Origin of the sequence: Nonomuraea sp. NPDC050202 (assembly GCF_040656115.1) — a bacterium.
In the GTDB taxonomy this organism is placed as follows: Bacteria; Actinomycetota; Actinomycetes; order Streptosporangiales; family Streptosporangiaceae; genus Nonomuraea.
In genome coordinates this window covers 103,150-121,408 of sequence record NZ_JBFALF010000023.1, presented here as the reverse complement: position 1 = coordinate 121,408, position 18,259 = coordinate 103,150, and the positions used below count along the sequence as shown (strand labels likewise).

Annotated in this window: 16 protein-coding genes; 9 read left to right on the top strand and 7 right to left on the bottom strand. The window is 72.9% G+C overall.

Annotated elements, in window-relative coordinates; genetic code table 11:
- Window positions 1-24: 24 nt before the first annotated feature.
- Both AB0I79_RS42165 and AB0I79_RS42160 read left to right on the top strand, forming a co-directional pair.
- Window positions 25-1,170, top strand: coding sequence for a family 2 encapsulin nanocompartment cargo protein terpene cyclase (locus tag AB0I79_RS42165; RefSeq protein ID WP_357885772.1), 1,146 nt, complete (start codon window positions 25-27; stop codon window positions 1,168-1,170).
- Between the two features lie 40 nt (window positions 1,171-1,210).
- A complete protein-coding gene (locus AB0I79_RS42160) occupies window positions 1,211-2,068 on the top strand; it encodes a geranyl diphosphate 2-C-methyltransferase (protein ID WP_357885770.1) in 858 nt (285 codons plus the stop codon).
- A gap of 179 nt (window positions 2,069-2,247) precedes the next feature.
- On the opposite strand, the gene AB0I79_RS42155 is transcribed toward AB0I79_RS42160, so the two are convergent.
- Window positions 2,248-3,117 (bottom strand): MBL fold metallo-hydrolase, encoded by an 870-nt coding sequence (locus tag AB0I79_RS42155; RefSeq protein WP_357885768.1) that lies wholly within the window; start codon window positions 3,115-3,117, stop codon window positions 2,248-2,250.
- A gap of 57 nt (window positions 3,118-3,174) precedes the next feature.
- Between AB0I79_RS42155 and AB0I79_RS42150 the strand changes: the two genes are divergently transcribed.
- Together AB0I79_RS42150 and AB0I79_RS42145 are read left to right on the top strand one after the other, a co-directional pair.
- Window positions 3,175-3,951, top strand: coding sequence for an SDR family oxidoreductase (locus AB0I79_RS42150; RefSeq protein ID WP_357885766.1), 777 nt, complete (start codon window positions 3,175-3,177; stop codon window positions 3,949-3,951).
- A 247-nt stretch (window positions 3,952-4,198) separates the two neighbouring features.
- On the top strand, window positions 4,199-4,852 hold the full coding sequence (locus AB0I79_RS42145; RefSeq protein ID WP_357885764.1) for a DNA starvation/stationary phase protection protein: 654 nt from the start codon (window positions 4,199-4,201) through the stop codon (window positions 4,850-4,852).
- Between the two features lie 117 nt (window positions 4,853-4,969).
- Here the strand turns inward: AB0I79_RS42145 and AB0I79_RS42140 are convergent, their stop codons facing one another.
- Window positions 4,970-5,434 carry a VOC family protein gene (locus AB0I79_RS42140; RefSeq protein WP_357885762.1) on the bottom strand — a complete coding sequence of 155 codons (465 nt, stop codon included), beginning with the start codon at window positions 5,432-5,434 and terminating at the stop codon, window positions 4,970-4,972.
- Between the two features lie 112 nt (window positions 5,435-5,546).
- Between AB0I79_RS42140 and AB0I79_RS42135 the strand changes: the two genes are divergently transcribed.
- Complete coding sequence (locus tag AB0I79_RS42135; RefSeq protein WP_357885760.1) at window positions 5,547-6,497, top strand: hypothetical protein; 951 nt, start codon at window positions 5,547-5,549, stop codon at window positions 6,495-6,497.
- Between the two features lie 49 nt (window positions 6,498-6,546).
- On the opposite strand, the gene AB0I79_RS42130 is transcribed toward AB0I79_RS42135, so the two are convergent.
- Entirely contained in the window at window positions 6,547-6,798 is a 252-nt protein-coding gene (locus tag AB0I79_RS42130; RefSeq protein WP_357885758.1) for a hypothetical protein, read from the bottom strand.
- A gap of 161 nt (window positions 6,799-6,959) precedes the next feature.
- Between AB0I79_RS42130 and AB0I79_RS42125 the strand changes: the two genes are divergently transcribed.
- Window positions 6,960-7,616 carry a GNAT family N-acetyltransferase gene (locus AB0I79_RS42125; protein WP_357885756.1) on the top strand — a complete coding sequence of 219 codons (657 nt, stop codon included), beginning with the start codon at window positions 6,960-6,962 and terminating at the stop codon, window positions 7,614-7,616.
- 197 nt (window positions 7,617-7,813) lie between these two features.
- On the opposite strand, the gene AB0I79_RS42120 is transcribed toward AB0I79_RS42125, so the two are convergent.
- Window positions 7,814-9,091 carry a serine hydrolase domain-containing protein gene (locus tag AB0I79_RS42120; RefSeq protein WP_357885754.1) on the bottom strand — a complete coding sequence of 426 codons (1,278 nt, stop codon included), beginning with the start codon at window positions 9,089-9,091 and terminating at the stop codon, window positions 7,814-7,816.
- A gap of 351 nt (window positions 9,092-9,442) precedes the next feature.
- On the opposite strand from AB0I79_RS42120, the gene AB0I79_RS42115 reads away from it, so the two are divergent.
- From AB0I79_RS42115 to AB0I79_RS42105, 3 genes are all read left to right on the top strand, one after another.
- Window positions 9,443-9,853: a hypothetical protein gene (locus AB0I79_RS42115; protein WP_357885752.1), complete on the top strand. Its 411-nt coding sequence runs from the start codon at window positions 9,443-9,445 to the stop codon at window positions 9,851-9,853.
- Between the two features lie 100 nt (window positions 9,854-9,953).
- Window positions 9,954-11,138 carry a cytochrome P450 gene (locus tag AB0I79_RS42110; protein ID WP_357885750.1) on the top strand — a complete coding sequence of 395 codons (1,185 nt, stop codon included), beginning with the start codon at window positions 9,954-9,956 and terminating at the stop codon, window positions 11,136-11,138.
- Between the two features lie 87 nt (window positions 11,139-11,225).
- Window positions 11,226-12,233 (top strand): NAD-dependent epimerase/dehydratase family protein, encoded by a 1,008-nt coding sequence (locus AB0I79_RS42105; RefSeq protein WP_357885748.1) that lies wholly within the window; start codon window positions 11,226-11,228, stop codon window positions 12,231-12,233.
- 6 nt (window positions 12,234-12,239) lie between these two features.
- On the opposite strand, the gene AB0I79_RS42100 is transcribed toward AB0I79_RS42105, so the two are convergent.
- From AB0I79_RS42100 to AB0I79_RS42090, 3 genes are read right to left on the bottom strand one after another with little or no spacing between them, the layout of a single operon-like run.
- On the bottom strand, window positions 12,240-13,442 hold the full coding sequence (locus tag AB0I79_RS42100) for a cytochrome P450 (RefSeq protein ID WP_357885746.1): 1,203 nt from the start codon (window positions 13,440-13,442) through the stop codon (window positions 12,240-12,242).
- Window positions 13,439-17,173: an acyltransferase domain-containing protein gene (locus tag AB0I79_RS42095; protein ID WP_357885744.1), complete on the bottom strand. Its 3,735-nt coding sequence runs from the start codon at window positions 17,171-17,173 to the stop codon at window positions 13,439-13,441. Before AB0I79_RS42095 ends, AB0I79_RS42100 begins: the two co-directional genes overlap by 4 nt.
- Complete coding sequence (locus tag AB0I79_RS42090) at window positions 17,173-18,234, bottom strand: ketoacyl-ACP synthase III family protein (RefSeq protein ID WP_357885742.1); 1,062 nt, start codon at window positions 18,232-18,234, stop codon at window positions 17,173-17,175. The genes AB0I79_RS42095 and AB0I79_RS42090 overlap by 1 nt, the downstream gene beginning before the upstream one ends.
- Window positions 18,235-18,259: the final 25 nt, after the last annotated feature.

Genomic DNA, 18,259 nt, shown 5'->3' with positions numbered 1-18,259 from the left:
GCCCGCCCCAGGAAGAGGCGCGTTATGTCTGACATCCCAGCCGGGCCGACGGGCCTGGGCTCGTACACGCTCAGCCTGCGCTCGGCGCTGCGGCCGTACCGGCACACGTTCGAGGAGGGGGACGGGCACCAGCCGCCCTCCAGCGGCGGCTCCGGCAGGCTCGGCGGCCTCAGCCTGTCGCCGCTGCCCTACCGGGAGCGCGACTGGGGGGACGGCACGTACCCGCCGCTCTACTGTCCCGAGGCCGACCGCGTGGACGACGTGCTGGGCGCGGAGGTGGACCGGCGGCTGGTGGCGTGGGCGGAGCGGATCGGGCTGCACGAGGGGCGGATGGCGGAGTTCGCCTCGACGGGGTTCGGGCGGCTGGCCATGCTCACCCACACCGACACCGACGACCCCGACATGCTGCTGATCGCGGCGCAGATGAACAGCGCCTGGTGGGCGGCCGACGACTACTACGCCGACGAGACCGATCTGGGCGCCACGCCCACCGAGCTGCCGCCGAGGCTGGCGCTGGTCATGTCGGCCATGGACCCGCCGCCGGACGCCGGCGGCTACACCGAGCAGCTCGAGGAGGCGATCAGGAGCGACCCCGTGCTGGTCGCGCTGCGCTCGGCCACCAGCCACGCCGCCCGCCACGCCACGTCGGCGCAGGTCATGCGGCTGTGCAACATCACCAGCCAGATGTACGTGAGCTGGACGGCCTACGCCGCCTGGCGCTTCCTGGAGACGCCGCCACCGGTGTGGCGTTATCTGGCGGCCCGCCAGCACGACAGCTTCTACACCTCCATGGTGCTCATCGACATCGTCGGCGGCTACGAGCTGTCGCCGCACCTGTTCGCGGAACGGCGCTTCCACACCGCCCTCATGCAGGCGGGCACCGCCGCCGTGCTGGTCAACGACCTGCACTCGGCGGCCAAGGAGGCGGCCGACGAGCTGCCCGACTCCAACGTGGTGCTGCTCATGGCCGCCGAGGAGGGCTGCTCGACCCGCGAGGCCGTCGAGCGCACGGTCCACCTGCACAACGAGTTCGTCCGCGGGTTCGAGCAGAGCCAGCGGGAGCTGTCCGCCCTGCCCTCCCCCGAGCTGAAGCGCTTCCTGCGCGGCGCGCAGGCGTGGATGGCCGGGGGCATCGAGTGGCACGGCAGTACGAGCCGCTACCAGTCCTGACCCGACGACCCCGTTGATCACAACCAGGAAGGAGCCCGAGGTGACCGTCACCCCGAACGCTGTCCCCGTTCTGAGCAGCCTCTACCAGCAATCCGTCGCCGACTACTGGAATGCCGAGGAGAATCCGGTCAACCTGCGCCTGGGAGAGGTGGACGGCCTGTACCACCACCACTACGGCATCGGTGAGGTGGACTGGTCGGTGCTCGACGGCCCCGCCGAGACCAGGGAGAGACGCGTCGTCAACGAGCTGCACCGGCTGGAGAGCGCGCAGGCGGAGACGCTCATCGCGCATCTCGGCCCGCTCCGCCCCGAGCACCGCGTCATGGACGCCGGGTCGGGCCGCGGCGGCTCCAGCTTCCTGGCCAACCTGCGCACCGGCTGCCAGGTGGACGGCGTGTCGATCTCCGAGTCCCAGGTCGCCTTCGCCAACCAGCAGGCCAAGGAGCGCGGCGTGGACGACAAGGTGCGCTTCCACTTCCGCAACATGCTCGACACCGGCTTCCCCACCGGTGACTTCCAGGCCATCTGGAACAACGAGAGCACGATGTACGTCGAGCTGTCGCTGCTGTTCGCCGAGCACTCCAGGCTGCTGCGCCGCGGCGGCCGCTACGTCTGCATCACCGGCTGCTACAACGACGCCTACGGCCTGCCCTCGCGCGCCATCAGCCAGATCAACGCCCACTACATCTGCGACATCCATTCGCGCAGCACCTACTTCAAGGAGCTGGCCGCCCACCGCCTCGTGCCGGTGAGCGTGGTGGACCTCACGGCGGCGACCATCCCGTACTGGGAGCTGCGGGCCAGGACGCATCTGGCCACCGGGATCGAGGACGCCTTCCTGGAGGCGTACAAGAGCGGCAGCTTCCAGTACCTGCTGATCGCGGCCGACCGGGTCTGACGCCCCGGCCTGCCCCCCTCCCCTGGCCTTCCCCCTTCACCCGGCAGCCCTCCACGCGGCGACGCGCCCCTGCCGGGCCATCGGTGTGCCGGCAGGAACGCGGCGACCGCACGACGGCCCGTGGTCTCCGGATGGAGGCCATGAGGGCGGCCTGCGGTGAGAGATCTTTCACGTCGATGTCATGATCCGGCGGCGAGCGGTCTCCAGGCGAAGGCGTCCGCCCGGCGCTCGATCCGGCCCAGGCCGGGGAAGGGCAGGTGGTAGGCGTGCACCAGCAGGCTCTCGTCGGCGGCCCAGGCCAGCAGCCGGCGGCGGCTGCCGACCGAGCGGGCGGCGTCGTGGTCCCAGGGCGTGCGCCACGCGGGGTGGGCGAGCTGGAGCGGGTCGTAGAAGGTGTCGCCGAGGCAGAGCAGCCGTTCCCCGCGCGAGCGCAGCAGGACCGCCGTGTGTCCCGGGGTGTGGCCGGCGGCGTCGACGGTGTGCACGCCGGGCAGGAGCTCGATGCCGTACTCGACGGGGCGCAGCCGCTCGCCGAAGAGCCTGATCACCTCCTGCGCGGGCCGTCGCTGCTCGTCGGGGAGCTCACCGCTCCGGCCGGACCAGAACGCCACCTCGGCGGAGTGCGCGTACCCGACCGCCTCGGGGAACGCGAGCTCGCCCGGCCAGGTGGCGCCCCTGACGTGGTCCTCGTGCAGGTGGGTGAAGACGACGGCGGCGAGGTCGGACGGCTTGAACCCGGCCTCCGCCAGGCCCGCGCCGAACCGGCCGACCAGCGGCTCGATGGCGGGCCCGTACCCGGGGAAGCCCTGGCCGAGCCCGGTGTCGATCACCGCCAGGCCGCCGGAGGTCTCCACGCACAGGCAGTTGTACCCGCAGGTCAGCGTGGTCCTGCCGAGCCCTTCCTCCGCCGTGGCGGCCCGCAGCTCGTGCTCCGGCACCCCCGTGCCGGGGGTGTAGAACTCGGCCAGCGGCGGCTCCCAGGGCGGCTCGGGCTGGCCGTCGCTGATGACGGCGCACGACAGGTCGCCGACCGTGAAGCGGTGGATCATCGTGTCTCCTGAAATCCGGTTGCCAAGGGGGCGCCACGCCTTCCAGGATCATGCCGTGTGACGACTGCACATGAGAGCGACGTCCCCCGCCCGCTGGCGCTGGTGACCGGTGTCGGCCGCACGGTCGGCATCGGCGCGGGCATCGCCGAACGGCTCGCGGCGGACGGCTGGAACGTCGCCTTCACCTTCTGGACCCCGTACGACGAGCGCATGACCTGGGGCGTCGAGCCCGGCGCGACCGGCGCCATCACCGAAGCCCTGGCCGCCCACGGCGCGGCCACCGCCGCCGTCGAGGCGGACCTGTCGGACCCGGACGCCCCGGCGTCCGTCTTCGACGAGGTCGAACGCCGCCTCGGCACGGTCACGGCCCTGGTGATGTGCCACTGCGAGTCGGTCGACTCCGGCCTGCTCGACACCACCGTGGAGAGCTTCGACCGGCACTTCGCGGTCAACGCGCGGGCCACGTGGCTGCTGATCCGCGAGTTCGGCCGCCGCTTCACCGGCGCGCACGGCACCGGCCGGATCGTCGCGCTCACCAGCGACCACACGGTCGGCAACCTGCCCTACGGCGCCAGCAAGGGCGCCCTGGACCGCATCACTCTGGCCGCCGCGCACGAGCTCGCCCACCTGGGCGTCACCGCCAACGCCGTCAACCCGGGGCCGGTGGACACCGGCTGGATGTCGGAGGAGGTCCGCGAGCAGATGCTGCGCCTCACCCCGCTCGGCCGCCTCGGCACGCCGCACGACACCGCGAACCTCGTGTCGTTCCTGTGCTCGCCGCAGGGCCAGTGGATCAACGGGCAGCTCCTGATGAGCAACGGCGGCCTCGGCTAGCGGGCCCGAGGCAGGGACCACGACGTCCGGTCCAGCGGCGGTCTGCACGGGCCCGGTCCCCGGCAGGCGGATCAGCGGGTCGCCGTCGCCTTCGCTTCGCCGGAGGGGTGGTGGGCCAGGCGGGCAATCGAGTATCTGAGCTGTGCGAACCTTTGCCATGCCGTGGTCCGGGCCGAGGGTCGTTCGGCGGGCGTACGGGAAGGTTCGAGGTCGGATCGGCTCAAACCTCACCGGACCGGAGATGATCGTGCCCGCCAAACCCAGAAGCAGCACCAGAGCGACGACGAAGAAGCAGTCGAGCAGCCAGCCGTGGCTGCACGTGGACGGCACCGAGATCCAGGAGTTCGGCACCGTCAGGACGTGGCCGCTGGGCCTGTCGGACGAGGCCCGCGAGTACTCCTGCGAGCGGCTGAACCAGATCCTGGCCGACACGCAGATCCTCTACGCGCTTTACAAGAAGCACCACTGGCTGATGCGCGGCCCCACCTTCTACCAGCTCCACCTGCTGCTGGACAAGCACGCCGAGGAGCAGCTCAAGCTGGTCGACCTGATCGCCGAGCGGGTACAGACGCTGGGCGGCATCGCGGTGGGCGACCCGCGGCACGTCGCGGAGATCACCGTGGTGCCGCGCCCGCCGAACGGCGCCGAGGAGGTGCCGGCGATGTTGTCGCGGCTGATCGAGGCGCACGAGACGATCCTCATCGCCTCGCACGACGCCGCCACCCGCGCCCAGGAGCTGGGCGACGACGGCACCAACGACCTGCTGGTCTCCGACGTGATCAGGACCGGGGAACTGCAGACCTGGTTCCTGGTCGAGCACCTGGTGGACACGCCGCTCGTGGAGACGCCGCACAACGGGCATGGGCGCGCGCCACGCCGCGCCGCCCGCTCCTCCAAATAGCCTCAGCCCTCGCGGCGGCCTCCAGCCGGATGACGACCGCCTCGCCGCCCCGGGGGCGGAAGACGCGCTCACTGACCGGGTTCGGCAGGCGGCGGCCGCCGGGCTCGGCCACGGGGGTCAGCTCTCCACGCCGAACCCGTCGAGCGACTCGCGTTCCTCCTGCGTACGCAGCTCCTGGAAGACCGTGATGTGCAGCCCCGCGGGCGCGTCGAGCCGGGCGTTCAGCGACTCCCACGGCGTGACCGTGGGCGGCGCCACCTCGGTCGCGCCCGCCGAGACCAGCCGCTGCGTGGTGCCCCTGGCGTCGTCCACCTCGAACGCGACCCGGATCTTGGGCGCCACCTGCCTCCCCACCTCGACCTCGTCGATCATGACCTTCTGCGCCGGGTTGGCGATCTCCAGCGTGGCGCGGCCCGCGTCGAGGATCGTCACGCGGGCGCCGTCCCCGCCGGAGAACGCGGCCTGCTCGGGCAGGCCCAGCACGTCGCGGTAGAAGGCCAGCGCGGCCTCGTAGTCCTCCGCCTCGACGACCAGCCTGAGCTGGCGGACCGGGCCGTCCGGGGTGGTGGGGTGCGTGGTCATGGGCGGGCTCTCCTTCACGGGCTTGCGCTTTCTCCCGTAACAACCGGGCGGCCCTGTCACTTCATCCCCACGGCTATGATCTTGGAATTCTTGCCGCGCCCTGGAGGACGAAGTGCTCACGAACCTGACCGCCGCGCTGGCCCTGACCGCCGTGCTCGGCGCCCCGCCCGCCGGCACGGAACTGCCGGGCACCGACGCGAAGATCGTGGCCGATCTCGCGGGCCGCCCCGTCCAGCTCAGCTACTACGCCGGTGTCGTCCCCGACAAGCGGTGGGCCTGGGACCCGGCCAAGAAGGCGTTCGTCGAGACGGACGGCCCGCTGACGGTCTCCCCCGGCGAGCGGTGGGAGGCCACGCTTCTCAGGCGCCCCACGCCCGGCCCTCCCTCCGTGCGCTTCGCGGACCGGCGGACCGGCCGCGAGAGCGAGGTGAAGCTGCCCGTCCCCGAAGACCCCGAGCGCGCCGGCAGCCATCTCAACACCCTCTGGCCCACCTGGTCCCCCGACGGCCGGCACCTGCTGGTCAACGTCTTCGAGCCGGGCGACGAGCCGCGCTCCGAAGGCATCGTCCTGATCGACGTGCCCTCGCTGAAGGCGCGGTTCGTCCGCATCGAGAACGCCCTGATCACGGTCGGCGGCTTCCAGTGGACCCGCGACAGCAAGGGCGTCGTGGTGCGCTGGGGCAGGAACGGCGCGTCCGCCATCCGCCAGTACGACCTCACCGGCGCCGTCAAGCGCACCTGGCAGGTACGCGGCAGGCCCGTCGGCCACGGCCTCGGCACGTTCTCCCCGTCGGGCCGCCGCTTCGTGACGGCATGCACCTCGCTGGAGAAGGCCGCCTGCGTCTGGGACACCCGCACCGGCAAGGCCGTCACCCGCATCGACATCGCCTTCAGCCCCGTCTGGGGCCCCGTGCTGGGCTGGTACGACGAGCAGCACCTGCTCGCGCCCGTACGGGACGGCTTCGGCGTCGTCGACCTCAAGGGCAAGGTCGTCCAGACCCTGGTGAAGGTCGGCAAGAAGCAGCAGATCTACCCCTGGTTCGACGCCCGCGCCAAGAGCTGACCCCCGGCGTTCGAGACCTGCGTCCCCGGGCGCCCGGGGACGTGGCCGGTCAGTACTGCACCCACAGGTTGTACAGGCCGGGCGCGGTCCAGTTGGTCGGGATGACGGTCTCGCAGTAGTACGAGCTCCAGGTGTGGTCGGCCTGGCCCTGCCGGCCGAACCATTGACACTGGTCGGGCCAGCCGTAGCTGCCGTGCTTGACGTAGGCGGCGGAGGTGGAGGCCGCCAGGGCGGGGGAAGCGAGAGCGGGTGCGGCGACGAGGGCGGCCAGCGCGAGGGCGGCAAGTAAGCGGGACTTCATACAGGAAAGTTAACTAACAATTTGGGCGCCGGCAATGCCCGTTCCGCCCTGCCTTCGGCGGCCGAGGGGCGGCCGGCTCGCTCAGGACCGGGTGCCTGGCGGCGCGGCGGTCGTGTTCCTGCTGGGCGGCGAGTCGATCCGGTCTCACCTACGATCTCGGGGTGATCACCTTGCATGACATCCTCGCCGGCGCGGAGAGCGGACGTACGCCCGAGCCGGGCACCGGTCCCACGATCGTCCCGCAGCCCTCCCCTCGCGACGCGGGAGTGATCGCCTTCACCGGCCACAACGTGATCTACGCCGACGTCGGCGAGGACTGGATCAGGTCCCGGATCCCCGAGGGCGACCTGTCGGCGCCGCTCAACCCGCCCTTCCTCAGGGATCTGGAGGAACGCATGGGGCGCCGGGTCGACACCATCGACATGCTCGCCTTGGGCGGCCCCTGCGCCGGTGACCCGCCGATCGACCTGGCCGAGGTCACGGACGCGGCGCACCCCCGCGTCCGGCGCGCCCGCCGCCGCCGCGCCGGCGTACGCGTCTGGACCTGCCCGGGAGGGCTGCTGGTCGTGGGGCGCGGCGTCGCGGGGCGATGGGAGGTCGCGGTCGAGGTCGAGCCGGCCGGCCGGGGGCGCGGGCTGGGCCGGGCGCTGGCCCGCGCCGCCCGGCACCTCGTCGAGCGGCCGCTGTGGGCCCAGATCGCGCCGGGCAACGCGGCGAGCGTCCGGACGTTCCTCGCCGCCGGCTACGTCCCCATCGCCGCGGAAGCGCTGCTCGTCCCGGCCCCTACGACCGTCCGGGACGCCCACGTACCGCGGTGACGGACCGCAGTGACGGACCGCGGTGACGGACCGCGGTGACGGGCCGCTTTCATGGACCGCTTTGACGGGCCGCTTTGACGGGCCGCTTTGACGGGCCGCCGTAATGGGCCGCCGTGCCGGGCCGCCGTGCCGGGCCGCCGTGCCGGGCCGCCGTGCTGGAGCCGGCGGGCGCCCCGCCGGTCCGGCCCGATGACGGCTCAGAGGTACCGCGGGAACAGGTCCGTCGTCGGCCAGGTCGTCACCTTGCCGATCTCGGCGTTCATGCGCGGGCTGAGCACGTCGAAGTCCGGCGACCCGCTCTCCTCGTTCCGGTTGAACAGGGCGGCGTAGGTGAAGCCGTTCTGGAGCCGGGCGGTGTAGGTGTAGGTGCCCGGCAGCCCGCCGCTGTGCCAGGTGTTGAGGTGCCCCGTGACCTGCCGGACCCACAGGCCGGCGCCGTACCAGGAGCCGCTTTCGGTGACGCCGATCTCCGGCTTGGCCACCATCCTGCCGATGGAGGTGGCGTTCAGCACCGTGCCGGGGGCGTCGAGGATGCGGGCGAAGCGCACCAGGTCCACCGCCGAGGCCAGCCAGCCGCCGCCCGGCCCGCGGTTCTCCATGCTGAAGGCGCCGTACGGGGCCGGCACCGTCGCGCCGGACGCGTCGGTGACGGTCCTGCTCGTCTGCGCCGACTCGTAGACGATCTCGCCGGGCGCGGCCTGCGCCTTGAGGGTACGGCCGAGCCGCATGCGGGTGATGCCGGCGGGCGCCAGGATCTTCTGCTTCACGTACGTCTCGTACGCCATGCCCGACGCCTTCTCGACGATCATGCCGAGCAGCAGGTAGCCGTAGTTGCTGTAGGCGTACCTGCTGCCGGGCGCGAAGTCGAGGGGGCGGCCGCCGGCGTACCGGACGATGTGGTCGCGCGTGATCGGCAGCGTGACGCCCAGCGACCGGGAGATGGTGTGGTCCAGGTAGAGGTAGTCGCCGGAGATGTCGCGGTCCCACCCGCCCGTGTGCTGCAGCAGCCGCCACACCGTCACGTTCGCCAGCCGGGGGTCGGCCGTGGTCGGCAGCCCGAGCAAGGTGGCGACGGACGCGCCGAGGCTCAGCTTGCCGTCCTGCGCCAGCCTCATGATCGCCACGGCGGTGATGTGCTTGCTCAGGCTGGCGATGCGGAACAGGGAGGTGGGGGTGAACGTCGGCACGGCCGGGTCGTCACTGTAGCGGTAGGCCCTGGCCAGCACGAGCTTGCCGTTCTTGGTGATGGCGAGCTGCGCGCAGGAGATGGCGCGCTCCACGACGTAGGTCTTCATCACATTGTCGAAACCGGCGAGCGCGGCCGGCGCCACGCCGGCGGTCTGGACCGTCGCGGCGAACGCCGGACGGGAAGCGGTCCCCATCGCCAGGGCGGGCAAAGTGGCGGCGCCCGCCGCCAGGAAACGCCGCCTGCTCAGGCCGTTCGACACGGACGGGTGCGGCTGGTTGATCGTCATGGTCAGATGTCTAGTGGATCATCGGCCGTAATGGGATGGTTTCGACCTTTTTGCCGCCACAGGTAGCGCCTGCAGATGTCCGTGACCTCCGGCCTGGCCGGTGAGCGCCGGGCGCCCGATTGCGGAAGTCCTCCAAGTTGCGGCAAATCGCCCGCCAATCTAGACCCGATTTATGCCTATTTATCCATTTATGTCGTGATTTGCGTTGTTGGCCGGGGAAGCACCTGTGAGGCGGCCCGAGCGAGGCCGGACCGGATGCCGCAACATCCGGCAGGCGGGGAGAACCGGCCACGGCACCGCTGAGCCGTCGTCCGCAGCGGACGAAGCCAGAACTCCGGAGGGAGCGTTCCGATGACCTTTCACACCCACCACACACGGCAGATGACCGGCTGGGTGGGCTGGATCTGGTTCGGCGGCATGATGATGGTCCTCGCCGGGCTGTTCAACGTCATCACCGGCCTGACCGCCGCCTTCGCCAACCGCATCTACGTGCAGACACCCAACCGGCTCCTGCTCTTCGACCTCACCACCTGGGGCTGGCTGCACTTCGCCCTCGGCTTGCTCCTCCTGGCCACGGGCATCGCCATCACCGTCGGCCAGACCTGGGCCCGGATGGTCGGCGTCGTCCTGGTGATGCTGAACGCCCTGACACAGCTCACCTGGATCGCGGTGAACCCGTGGTGGTCGCTCGCCGTCATCGCGGTCGACGTGCTCGTGCTGTACGCCCTCATCGTCCACGGCCGCGAGGCCGAACTCGACTGACGCCGGCCGGCGCCGCTTGAGAGGCGGCGCCCACCGGTGGCCCGCGAGGGGCCGGGGACGGGTCTGTTCGGCGTGCCGCTCACTGGTTACCGTCCGAGTCATGGCCGATTTCGAGCAATACCCGTTCGGGCCGGGCCCACGAGGGGCTCTGGCCGACGCGTACGCCGTGCGCCGGGACAAGGACCCGCTGGGGAAGGTGCGGCTGCCCAGCGGCTGCACGGCCTACCTCACCACGACGTACCAGGACACGCTCGCCGCGCTGAGCGACCCGCGCTTCGGCAGCGACCTCAGCCGTCCCGGCTCGCCCCGCATGTTCAGCGGGTTCTCCCTGTTCAACACGCCGGGGATGCTCTCCAGCATGGACCCGCCCGAGCACACCAGGCTGCGCAGGCTGCTGTCCGGGGTGTTCACGCCGCGCCAGGTCAACGGGTGGCGGCCCAGGCTGCGGGCGCTCACCGCCGAGCTGGTCGACGCCCTGCCCGACGAGTTCGACTTCGTGCGCGACTTCGCCTTCCCGCTGCCCGTCCAGGTCATCTGCGATGTCATGGGCGTGCCCGGCATCGACACCGAGCGGGTACGGGCCTGGTCGGACGCCATGCTCTCCACCTCCAGCCTGTCGCCGGAGGAGCAGATGGGCGCCGCCATGGAGTTCGCCGCGTACATCTCCGAGGTGATCGCCGCGCACCGGGACGAGCCAGGCGACGGCCTGCTCGCCACGATGATCCACGCCCGCGACGGCGAGGACCGGCTGAGCGAGGAGGAGCTGGTGACCAACACGCTGGTCCTGTTCCTGGCCGGGCACGAGACGACCGGGACCGCGCTGTCCAGGTCGATGTTGCGGCTGCTGAATCCGCGCGAGGGTTACGCGCGGCTGGCCGGTGACCCCGGGCTGATCCCGGGCACGGTGGAGGAGCTGCTCAGGCTGGAGATCGTCGGCGACAGCCCGTTCCTGCGGGTGGCCAGGGAGGAGGTGGAGCTGCCCTCCGGCACCGTGCGCGAGGGCGAGGCCGTGATCCCCTCCGTCTCCTCGGCCAACGTCGACCCGTCGGTCTTCCCCGACCCGGACGTGTTGCGGCCCGAGCGGCAGGCCACGCACCTGACCTTCGGGCGCGGAGCGCACTTCTGCCTGGGCGCGAACCTGGCGCGGATGGAGCTGCAGGAGATCCTGGGCGTGCTGGTGACACGGCAGCCGGACCTCAGGCTGGCCGGGCGGGCCGAGGACGTGCCGTGGACCGAGGGCGTCCTCACCGTACGGCCGGCGGAGCTGATCGTCCGCAAGGAGTGACCTCCGGGCCGCCACCGCTCCCACGGGGTCACTCATGGCCGATCATGACCCCTGGGTTCCCGGCTGCGGCGAGGTTAAGATCGGCTGGTGACGCTTCATGACCGAAGGGCCTTCATCATCGGCGGCACGGGGCAGATCGGCCGGGCCACGGCCGCCCGGCTCGTCGCGGCCGGATACGCGGTGACCCTCGGGCACCGCCGGCCCCGTCCGGGCGCCGTGGAGCCGGACGGGGTGGTGTCGGTCCAGGTCGACCGGGCCGACACCGAGGCGCTGCTGAAGGCTCTCGACGGCCACGACGTGGTGGTGGACACGGTCGCGTTCACCCCGCACCACGGCGAGCAGCTCGCCCGGCTGGCCGGCCGCGTCGGCTCGCTGGTGGTCATCTCGACGGGAGCGGTCTATCAGGCTCCCGGCCTGCCGGTGCCGATCCCGGAGACGTGGCCGACGGTCGAGCGTGAGGCCCACGACTATCCGGCGGGGAAGGCGGCGCTGGAGCGCTGCCTGCTGGCGACGCCGGGCCTGCCGGTCAGCATCCTGCGGACGGGCGTGCTGCACGGGCCGCACGGCAAGTCGCTGGATCACTGGTTGTTCATCAAGCGGGCGCTGGACAAGCGGCCGCACGTGGTGCTCGCCCAAGACGGGCGCAGCCGCTTCCCCACCACGGCGGTGGCGAACGTCGCCGAGCTGATCCGGCTGTGCGCGCAGCGCCCGGCGGCCCGGGTGCTCAACATCGCCGACGACCCGCTGACCGTCGCCGAGATCGGCGCCAGGATCTTCGCCGTCATGGGCCACGAGGCGCAGATCGTCACCTTCGCGGGCCCGTCGCGCCCGGACGGCCTGGGCTTCCATCCGTGGAACGTGCCGGAGCCGATCGTGTTCAGCATGGACAGGGCCCGGGCCGAGCTCGGCTACCGCCCCGCCGTCTCCTACGACGACGCGCTGCGCCAGGACATCGAGTGGGCCGTCGCCGCCGTGTCCGAGGCGGAGGCGGGCGGCGGCGGCTGGCAGGACGTCTTCCCTGATCTGGTCGCCCGCCACGGCTCCGGCGTCTGGTTCCCCTACGCGGCCGAGGACGCCTACGTCGCCGGCGCGTAGGCGGCGCTACCAGGCGACGGGCATCGCGTGCAGCCCGAAGAACGGGGCGTCGTAGGCGAAGGACAGTTCCTCGAAGCCGACCGCCAGGCGCAGCGAAGGCATCCTGGCCAGCAGCGTGCCGACGGCGATCTGCAGCTCGGCGCGGGCGAGGTTGCGGCCGATGCACTGGTGCACCCCGTGGCCGAAGGCCACGTGGTGGTTGGCGGGGCGGTGGATGTCGAAGTCGTCGGGGTTCTGGAACGCCCGCGCGTCACGGTTGGCGGACGCGGCCAGCACCGTCAGGCGATCACCGGCGCGGATCCGCGCGGAGCCGATCTCCATGTCGGCGGTCGCGACCCGGTCGAAGCTGACCCAGTCCTGCACGGAGTGGAAGCGCAGCAGCTCCTCGATCGCGCCCGGCAGCAGGCCGGGGTCGGCGCGCAGCGCGGCGAGCTGCGCCGGGTGCCGCAGCAGCGTGAGCACGCCCATGGAGATCGTGTTCGCCGGCGAGTCGTAGCCGGCGAGCAGCAGGAGGAACCCGATGTTGATCAGCTCGTCCGTGGTCAGCTCGCCGGTGGGCAGGTGCCGGGCGGCCAGCCGACGGATCATGCCCCGGTGCGGTTCGCGCTGCGCGCCGCTGATGAGTTCGCGCAGGTAGCCGCGGACGTCGCTGGATGCCTGGGCCGCCACGCTCGGGTCCATGCTCGTCACCGACAACATGCGCAGCCGCGACTCGAAGAAGTGGTGGTCGCCGGCCGGGACGCCGAACAGCTCGCACAGGACTCGCGACGGGACCCGGCGGGCGTACGAGGCGACGAGGTCGGCGGGCGGCCCGGCTTCCAGCAACTCGTCGATCGCCGTGTCGGCGATGCGCTGGAGGGCCGGCCGCATGGCCTCCATCGGGCGGGCGCCGAGCTCCGGGATCAACAGGCGGCGGAACCGGGTGTGCTCAGGTGGATCCAGATCGACGAAGAAGCCGTCGTCGGGGCGGTCGTCCTCGGGGCCGCGCGGCCGTTCGGGGCGTCCGGTGCTGGAGCTGATCCTCGGGTCGCTGAGGATCTGCCGCGCCTCGGCGTAGCGGGTGACCGCCCAGACCGGCGCGCCGTTGGGCAGGGCCGCCCGGACGACCGGCGCGGTGGCGCGCATCCGCTGATACTCGTCCGGCGGTGCGAGGGGGCAGGTCCGCGCCATCGGGAAGGCCGGGGCCGGGTCGTGCTCCGATGTGCTCATCGTGCTTCCCCGTTCGAGCCGGACACCACTCCGGCGAGGTAGTCGGAGACGGCGGCGATGGTCGGCTGCGCCCAGAGCAGCGTCGCCGGTAGCGAGCACCGGAATCGTTGCTCCAGCCGCCGCCTGACGACCACGGTGAGCACCGAGTCCAGCCCCTGCTCGATCAGCGGCCGGTGTGGCGACAGGTCGGCGGGGGCGAGCCGCATCTCCTTGGCGATCTGCGCGCCGACCTCCTCGATCAGGAAGGCGCGCAGTTTCTCCGGCTCCAGGTCGGCGAACGACTCGGTGAGCCGCTCGCGGCCGGCCCCGTCCTCCCCGGGAGCCGGCGTGTCGATCACGGGGTACCGCAGGCCCGACAGCCAGCCGAGCACGTCGCCGGCCTGGCCGGTCACCAGGACGTGCACGGTGTCGGCCCGCTCGGGGTCGAGCCACACCTCGATGGTCACCAGGTCCGGCGGTTCTGCGACCGTGACCAGCCGGTCGACGTTCGTCACCATGCGCAGCAGCGGGTCACCGGGGAACGCGCTCGGCGCCACCGACATCGCCGCGTCCAGAACGGGCGCCCAGGTGGCGGCCGGCCCGCAGCGTACCCGGGCGCGCAGCGCGCCGTGCCCGCGCCGCAGTTCCTCGACGCTCCAGTCGAAGCCGGTGTGCGGCACGCCGACGGCGGCCAGCCGGCGGGCGACCAGGCCGGGTTCCGCCGAGGGGAGCGGCTGCCGCGGAGGTGCCGGCGGCTGTCCCGGCTCGCCGGGGATCCGGGCGGTGGCGATCGGCTGCCATGCGGCCTCGGGCTCGCCGGCGAGACGGGCGGCCAGCCGCAGCTCGGCGCCCTGCCGGACGATCTGGACCTCGCGGCGGCCGGCGGTCAGCAGCGGCGCCGACATCGTCACCTCGCCGAGCGCCCGGCGACCGGCGGCGGCGAAGAACGTCGCGGCGAGAACCGCGGCCGGTACGATCTCCACGCCCTCGATCGCGTGGCTGCCGGGATAGGGCCGGGTCTGGTCGTCCAGGACGGTCCGCCACAACCGGACGTCCGTCCCGGCGACGTCGACATGGTCGCCGAGCAGCGTGTGCGTGTCCGGGTCGTGGCCGCGTCCGCCGGTGTCGGGGGGCGACGGCGCGCGCCAGTGCCTGCGGCGCTGCCAGGGGTAGGCCGGGAGCACGACCGGCCCGCCGGCGGGTTGCAGCCGGCGCCAGTCCACGTCGAGGCCGGCGCAGTGCGCCGCGGCCACGGCGTTGAGCAGGGCCGCCTGGGCCGGCCGGTTGCGGCGCAGCGACGCGCCCACGAAGACGTCCTCGTGCCCGCCGTCGTTCAGCGTCTCCAGCACCGAGTGCGTGACGACCGGGTGTGCGGAGATCTCGATGAACGCGCGGTACCCGTCGGCGGCGGCCGCGGTGACGGCACCGGCCAGGCGCACCGGCCGGCGCAGGTTGGCCGCCCAGTACGCGCCGTCGAAGCCCGGCGCCGTCCGCGGGTCGTCCAGCGTCGTGGAGTAGACGGCGATGCCGGGGAGGCCGGGCGTCAGGCCGGCCGCGGCCGCGGTCAGGTCCGCCAGGAGCGGGTCCATCTGCGGGCCGTGGAACGCCACGTCCGAGGCCACCCGGCGGGCCGGGATCCCCTCCTCGAGCCAGCCCGCCAGCACCTCGGCCACGGCGTCCGGCTCGCCCGAGACGACCGTGGAGCCGGGTGACGACGCGATCGCGGCGACCACACCGGGGTGGTCCGCCAGTCGCCGCGCCGTCTCGGCGAACGGCAGCCGCACCATGGCCATCGCGCCCCGGCCGGCGACCCTGCGGAGCAGGCGTGATCGCCGGCAGATCAGCCGGGCGCCGTCCAGGCGGCTCAGCGCTCCGGCCGTCACCGCGGCGGCGATCTCGCCGACCGAGTGGCCGATCACGGCGTGCGGGCGCACCCCGTGCTGCCTCCACAGCTCGGCCAGGCCGAGCTGCATCGCGAAGATCATGGTCTGGACGTGGTCGACCTCGGTGAGCTCTCCCCCGCCGAGCATCCGCCGCGGCGAGAACCCGATCTCGTCGGCGAACACCGGCTCCAGCTCGTCGATGACGGCGGCGAACGCCGGCTCGGCGGCCAGCAGTTCCCGGCCCATGCCGGCCCACTGCGAGCCGTGGCCGGAGAACACGAACACCGGCCCGGGGCCGGGATCGCCGAGTGGCCGCCCCGTGGTCACCGCGTCGTTCGGCGCGCCGGCCGCCAGGTTACGCAGCCCGCGGGTCAGCTCGGCCTCGTCGCGGGCGGCCACCACCGCCCTGTGCTTGAGGTGGGTCCGGCGCAGGGCGAGCGTGTGCCCGAGGCCCGGCAGCGGCACCCGGCCGACGACGCCGGCGAGGTCGCCCGCGGCCTGCCGCAACGCCGGCCGCGACGCGGCGGACACCGGGAACAGACGTCCGGCGGGCCCTTCGGCGGGCGCCGGCGCAGGGGGCCCCTGTTCGAGGATCACGTGGGCGACGGTCCCGCCGTAGCCGAAGGCGGAGACCGCGGCGCGGCGCGGACCCGCGGAGGCGGGCCACGGCGCCGGCGCGCCGACCACCCGCAGCCCGGCGCCCGCCCAGTTCACGGCCGGGGTGGGCTCCATGAGCCGGCTCGGCGGGAGCTCGCCACGCTCGACCGCCAGGACGGCCTTGACCAGGCCGGCGATGCCGGCGGCGCCTTCGAGGTGACCGATGTTGGACTTCGCGGAACCGATCAGGCACGGCTGGTCCGCTGGCCTGCCCGCCCCGTACACGGCGGCCAGCGCGCCGGCTTCGAGCGGGTCGCCGACCGCGGTGCCGGTTCCGTGCGCCTCGACGTAGCCGACGGTGCGGGGATCGACGCCGGCCTGCCGCAGGGCGCGGCGCATGACGTGCTCCTGCGCCTGGCCGCACGGCGCCATGATGCCGACGGTGCGGCCGTCCTGGTTGACGGCGCTGCCGAGGATGGTCGCGAGCACCGGGTCGCCGTCCCGCTCGGCGTCGCGCAGCCGCTTGAGCACCACGACCGCCGCGCCCTCGCCGCGCCCGTACCCGTCGGCGGCGGCGTCGAACGACTTGCTGCGCCCGTCCGGCGCGAGGGTGCCCGCGGCGTCCAGGGTCAGTGTCTCCCCGGGGGACAGGATGAGGTTGACCCCGCCCGCCAGTGCCACGTCGGTCTCCCCCGCCCGCAGGGCCTGCACGGCCAGGTGGACGGCGACCAGGGACGCCGAGCAGGCCGTGTCCACGGCCAGGCTCGGGCCGCGCAGGTCCAGCGCGTGCGACACCCGGTTGGCCACCGCGCAGGTGGCGGCGCCGATCCCGGTGAACGCCTCGACGTCGGGCAGGTCCTCGAGCAGCCGGTGCCCGTAGTCGCCGGTGCAGACACCCACGTACACGCCCGCGTCGGTGCCGGCCAGCGCGCCGGCCGGGATCCCGGCGTGCTCCAGGGCCTCCCACGCGGTCTCCATCACCAGGCGCTGCTGCGGGTCCATCAGCTCGGCCTCGCGCGGCGAGAGCCCGAAGAACTCCGCGTCGAAGTCCGCCACCTCGCTCAGGAAGTGGCCGCGCGGCACCGTGCGGCGCACCGCCGCCGCGTAGGACGGGCCGCGCCCGGCGTAGTCCTGCCAGCGCCCGGCGGGCGCCGGCCCGCTGGTGTCCCGTCCCTGGCACAGCAGGTTCCAGTACGCGTCGGCCGAGTCGGCACCGCCGGGCAGCCGGCAGCCGATGCCGATCACCGCGATCGCTTCGGACGGCCGGTTCATCACGCGTCCCCTCCCCGCCTCGGCGACCACGCGGGCGTCTCGAGAATCTCCACGACGGCGGCGGAGATGGTCACGCCGGGGCCGTAGGCGAACATCAGGAGATGGTCGCCGGGTCCCAGGCCGCCGCCGCGCACCAGGTGTTCCAGGGCGAGCACCTGGTCGCTGGCCCCGCAGTGGCCGATGGTCCGGCCGAACTCCCAGGTCGAGCGGGACGCGGGGATGCCCAGCCGGTGCTCGCAGATCTGCTCGGCGATCTCCCGGGAGGTGTTCATGCAGGTCACCCGGGTCACGTCCGCCGCCTTGACGCCGGCCTCCGACAGGGCGCGGTCGATCACCTCGACCATGCGTTCGTCCAGCGTCACCAGCACCATGGTCCCTTCGCCGCCGGCGACCGCGCGGCGCCGGAACGTGTCGTTGTGCGCGGCGAAGTCCACCGTCCTGCCCTCGGTGACGCCCGGCGGGAACAGCGGCTCGGCGCACCGGTGCATCTCCTCGGCCTGCGACACCGACATCGTGCTCACCGAGGCCAGCCGGGCGAATCCCGGCTCGGTGTCGAGTACGACGGCGCTGGCCGCGTCGCCGGCGATGGCCCCGGGCAGCATCCGCCAGCGGTCGGCCAGCGGAGTGCCGTAGTTGTCGGCGGCGACCAGCAGCGCCGCCTGCCGCCCGGGGTCGGCCCGCAGGTAGCTCGCGGCCAGTTCCAGGGCCGCGAACATGCCGTTGCAGCCCTGCTTGAGCTGGGTCGACAGGACGCCGTCGCCGACCAGATGGCGCTGCACGTAGGCCTGCGGTGGCCAGCCTTCCGGGCCCTGGTGCCAGGTGGAGGTGTAGAGGAGGAGGTCCAGATCGGCAGGGGGGCGGCCGCTGCGGGCCAGCGCGGTGCGTGCCGCCCGTAACGCCATCTCCGGCGCCGGGAGGTCACCGGCCACCGCGACGGAGGCGATCCCGTGCAACTCGGCCTCCTCGGCCGGGTACCAGCCCGCCGCCACCGCGTGATCCACCGCCACGGTGTCGGGCAGGTACGAACCGACGCCGCTGATGTACATGTCCGCCGTCTCCATATCGCCTCCCGGCTCGCTCGAACAG

Excerpts from the sequence above, each read along its gene's own strand:
- AB0I79_RS42165 (WP_357885772.1), top strand. The coding sequence starts at position 25 with ATGTCTGACATCCCAGCCGGGCCGACGGGCCTGGGCTCGTACACGCTC.
- AB0I79_RS42155 (WP_357885768.1), bottom strand. The coding sequence starts at position 3,117 with ATGATCCACCGCTTCACGGTCGGCGACCTGTCGTGCGCCGTCATCAGC.
- AB0I79_RS42140 (WP_357885762.1), bottom strand. The coding sequence starts at position 5,434 with ATGACCACGCACCCCACCACCCCGGACGGCCCGGTCCGCCAGCTCAGG.
- AB0I79_RS42130 (WP_357885758.1), bottom strand. The coding sequence starts at position 6,798 with ATGAAGTCCCGCTTACTTGCCGCCCTCGCGCTGGCCGCCCTCGTCGCC.
- AB0I79_RS42120 (WP_357885754.1), bottom strand. The coding sequence starts at position 9,091 with ATGACGATCAACCAGCCGCACCCGTCCGTGTCGAACGGCCTGAGCAGG.
- AB0I79_RS42115 (WP_357885752.1), top strand. The coding sequence starts at position 9,443 with ATGACCTTTCACACCCACCACACACGGCAGATGACCGGCTGGGTGGGC.
- AB0I79_RS42110 (WP_357885750.1), top strand. The coding sequence starts at position 9,954 with ATGGCCGATTTCGAGCAATACCCGTTCGGGCCGGGCCCACGAGGGGCT.
- AB0I79_RS42100 (WP_357885746.1), bottom strand. The coding sequence starts at position 13,442 with ATGAGCACATCGGAGCACGACCCGGCCCCGGCCTTCCCGATGGCGCGG.
- AB0I79_RS42095 (WP_357885744.1), bottom strand. The coding sequence starts at position 17,173 with ATGAACCGGCCGTCCGAAGCGATCGCGGTGATCGGCATCGGCTGCCGG.
- AB0I79_RS42090 (WP_357885742.1), bottom strand. The coding sequence starts at position 18,234 with ATGGAGACGGCGGACATGTACATCAGCGGCGTCGGTTCGTACCTGCCC.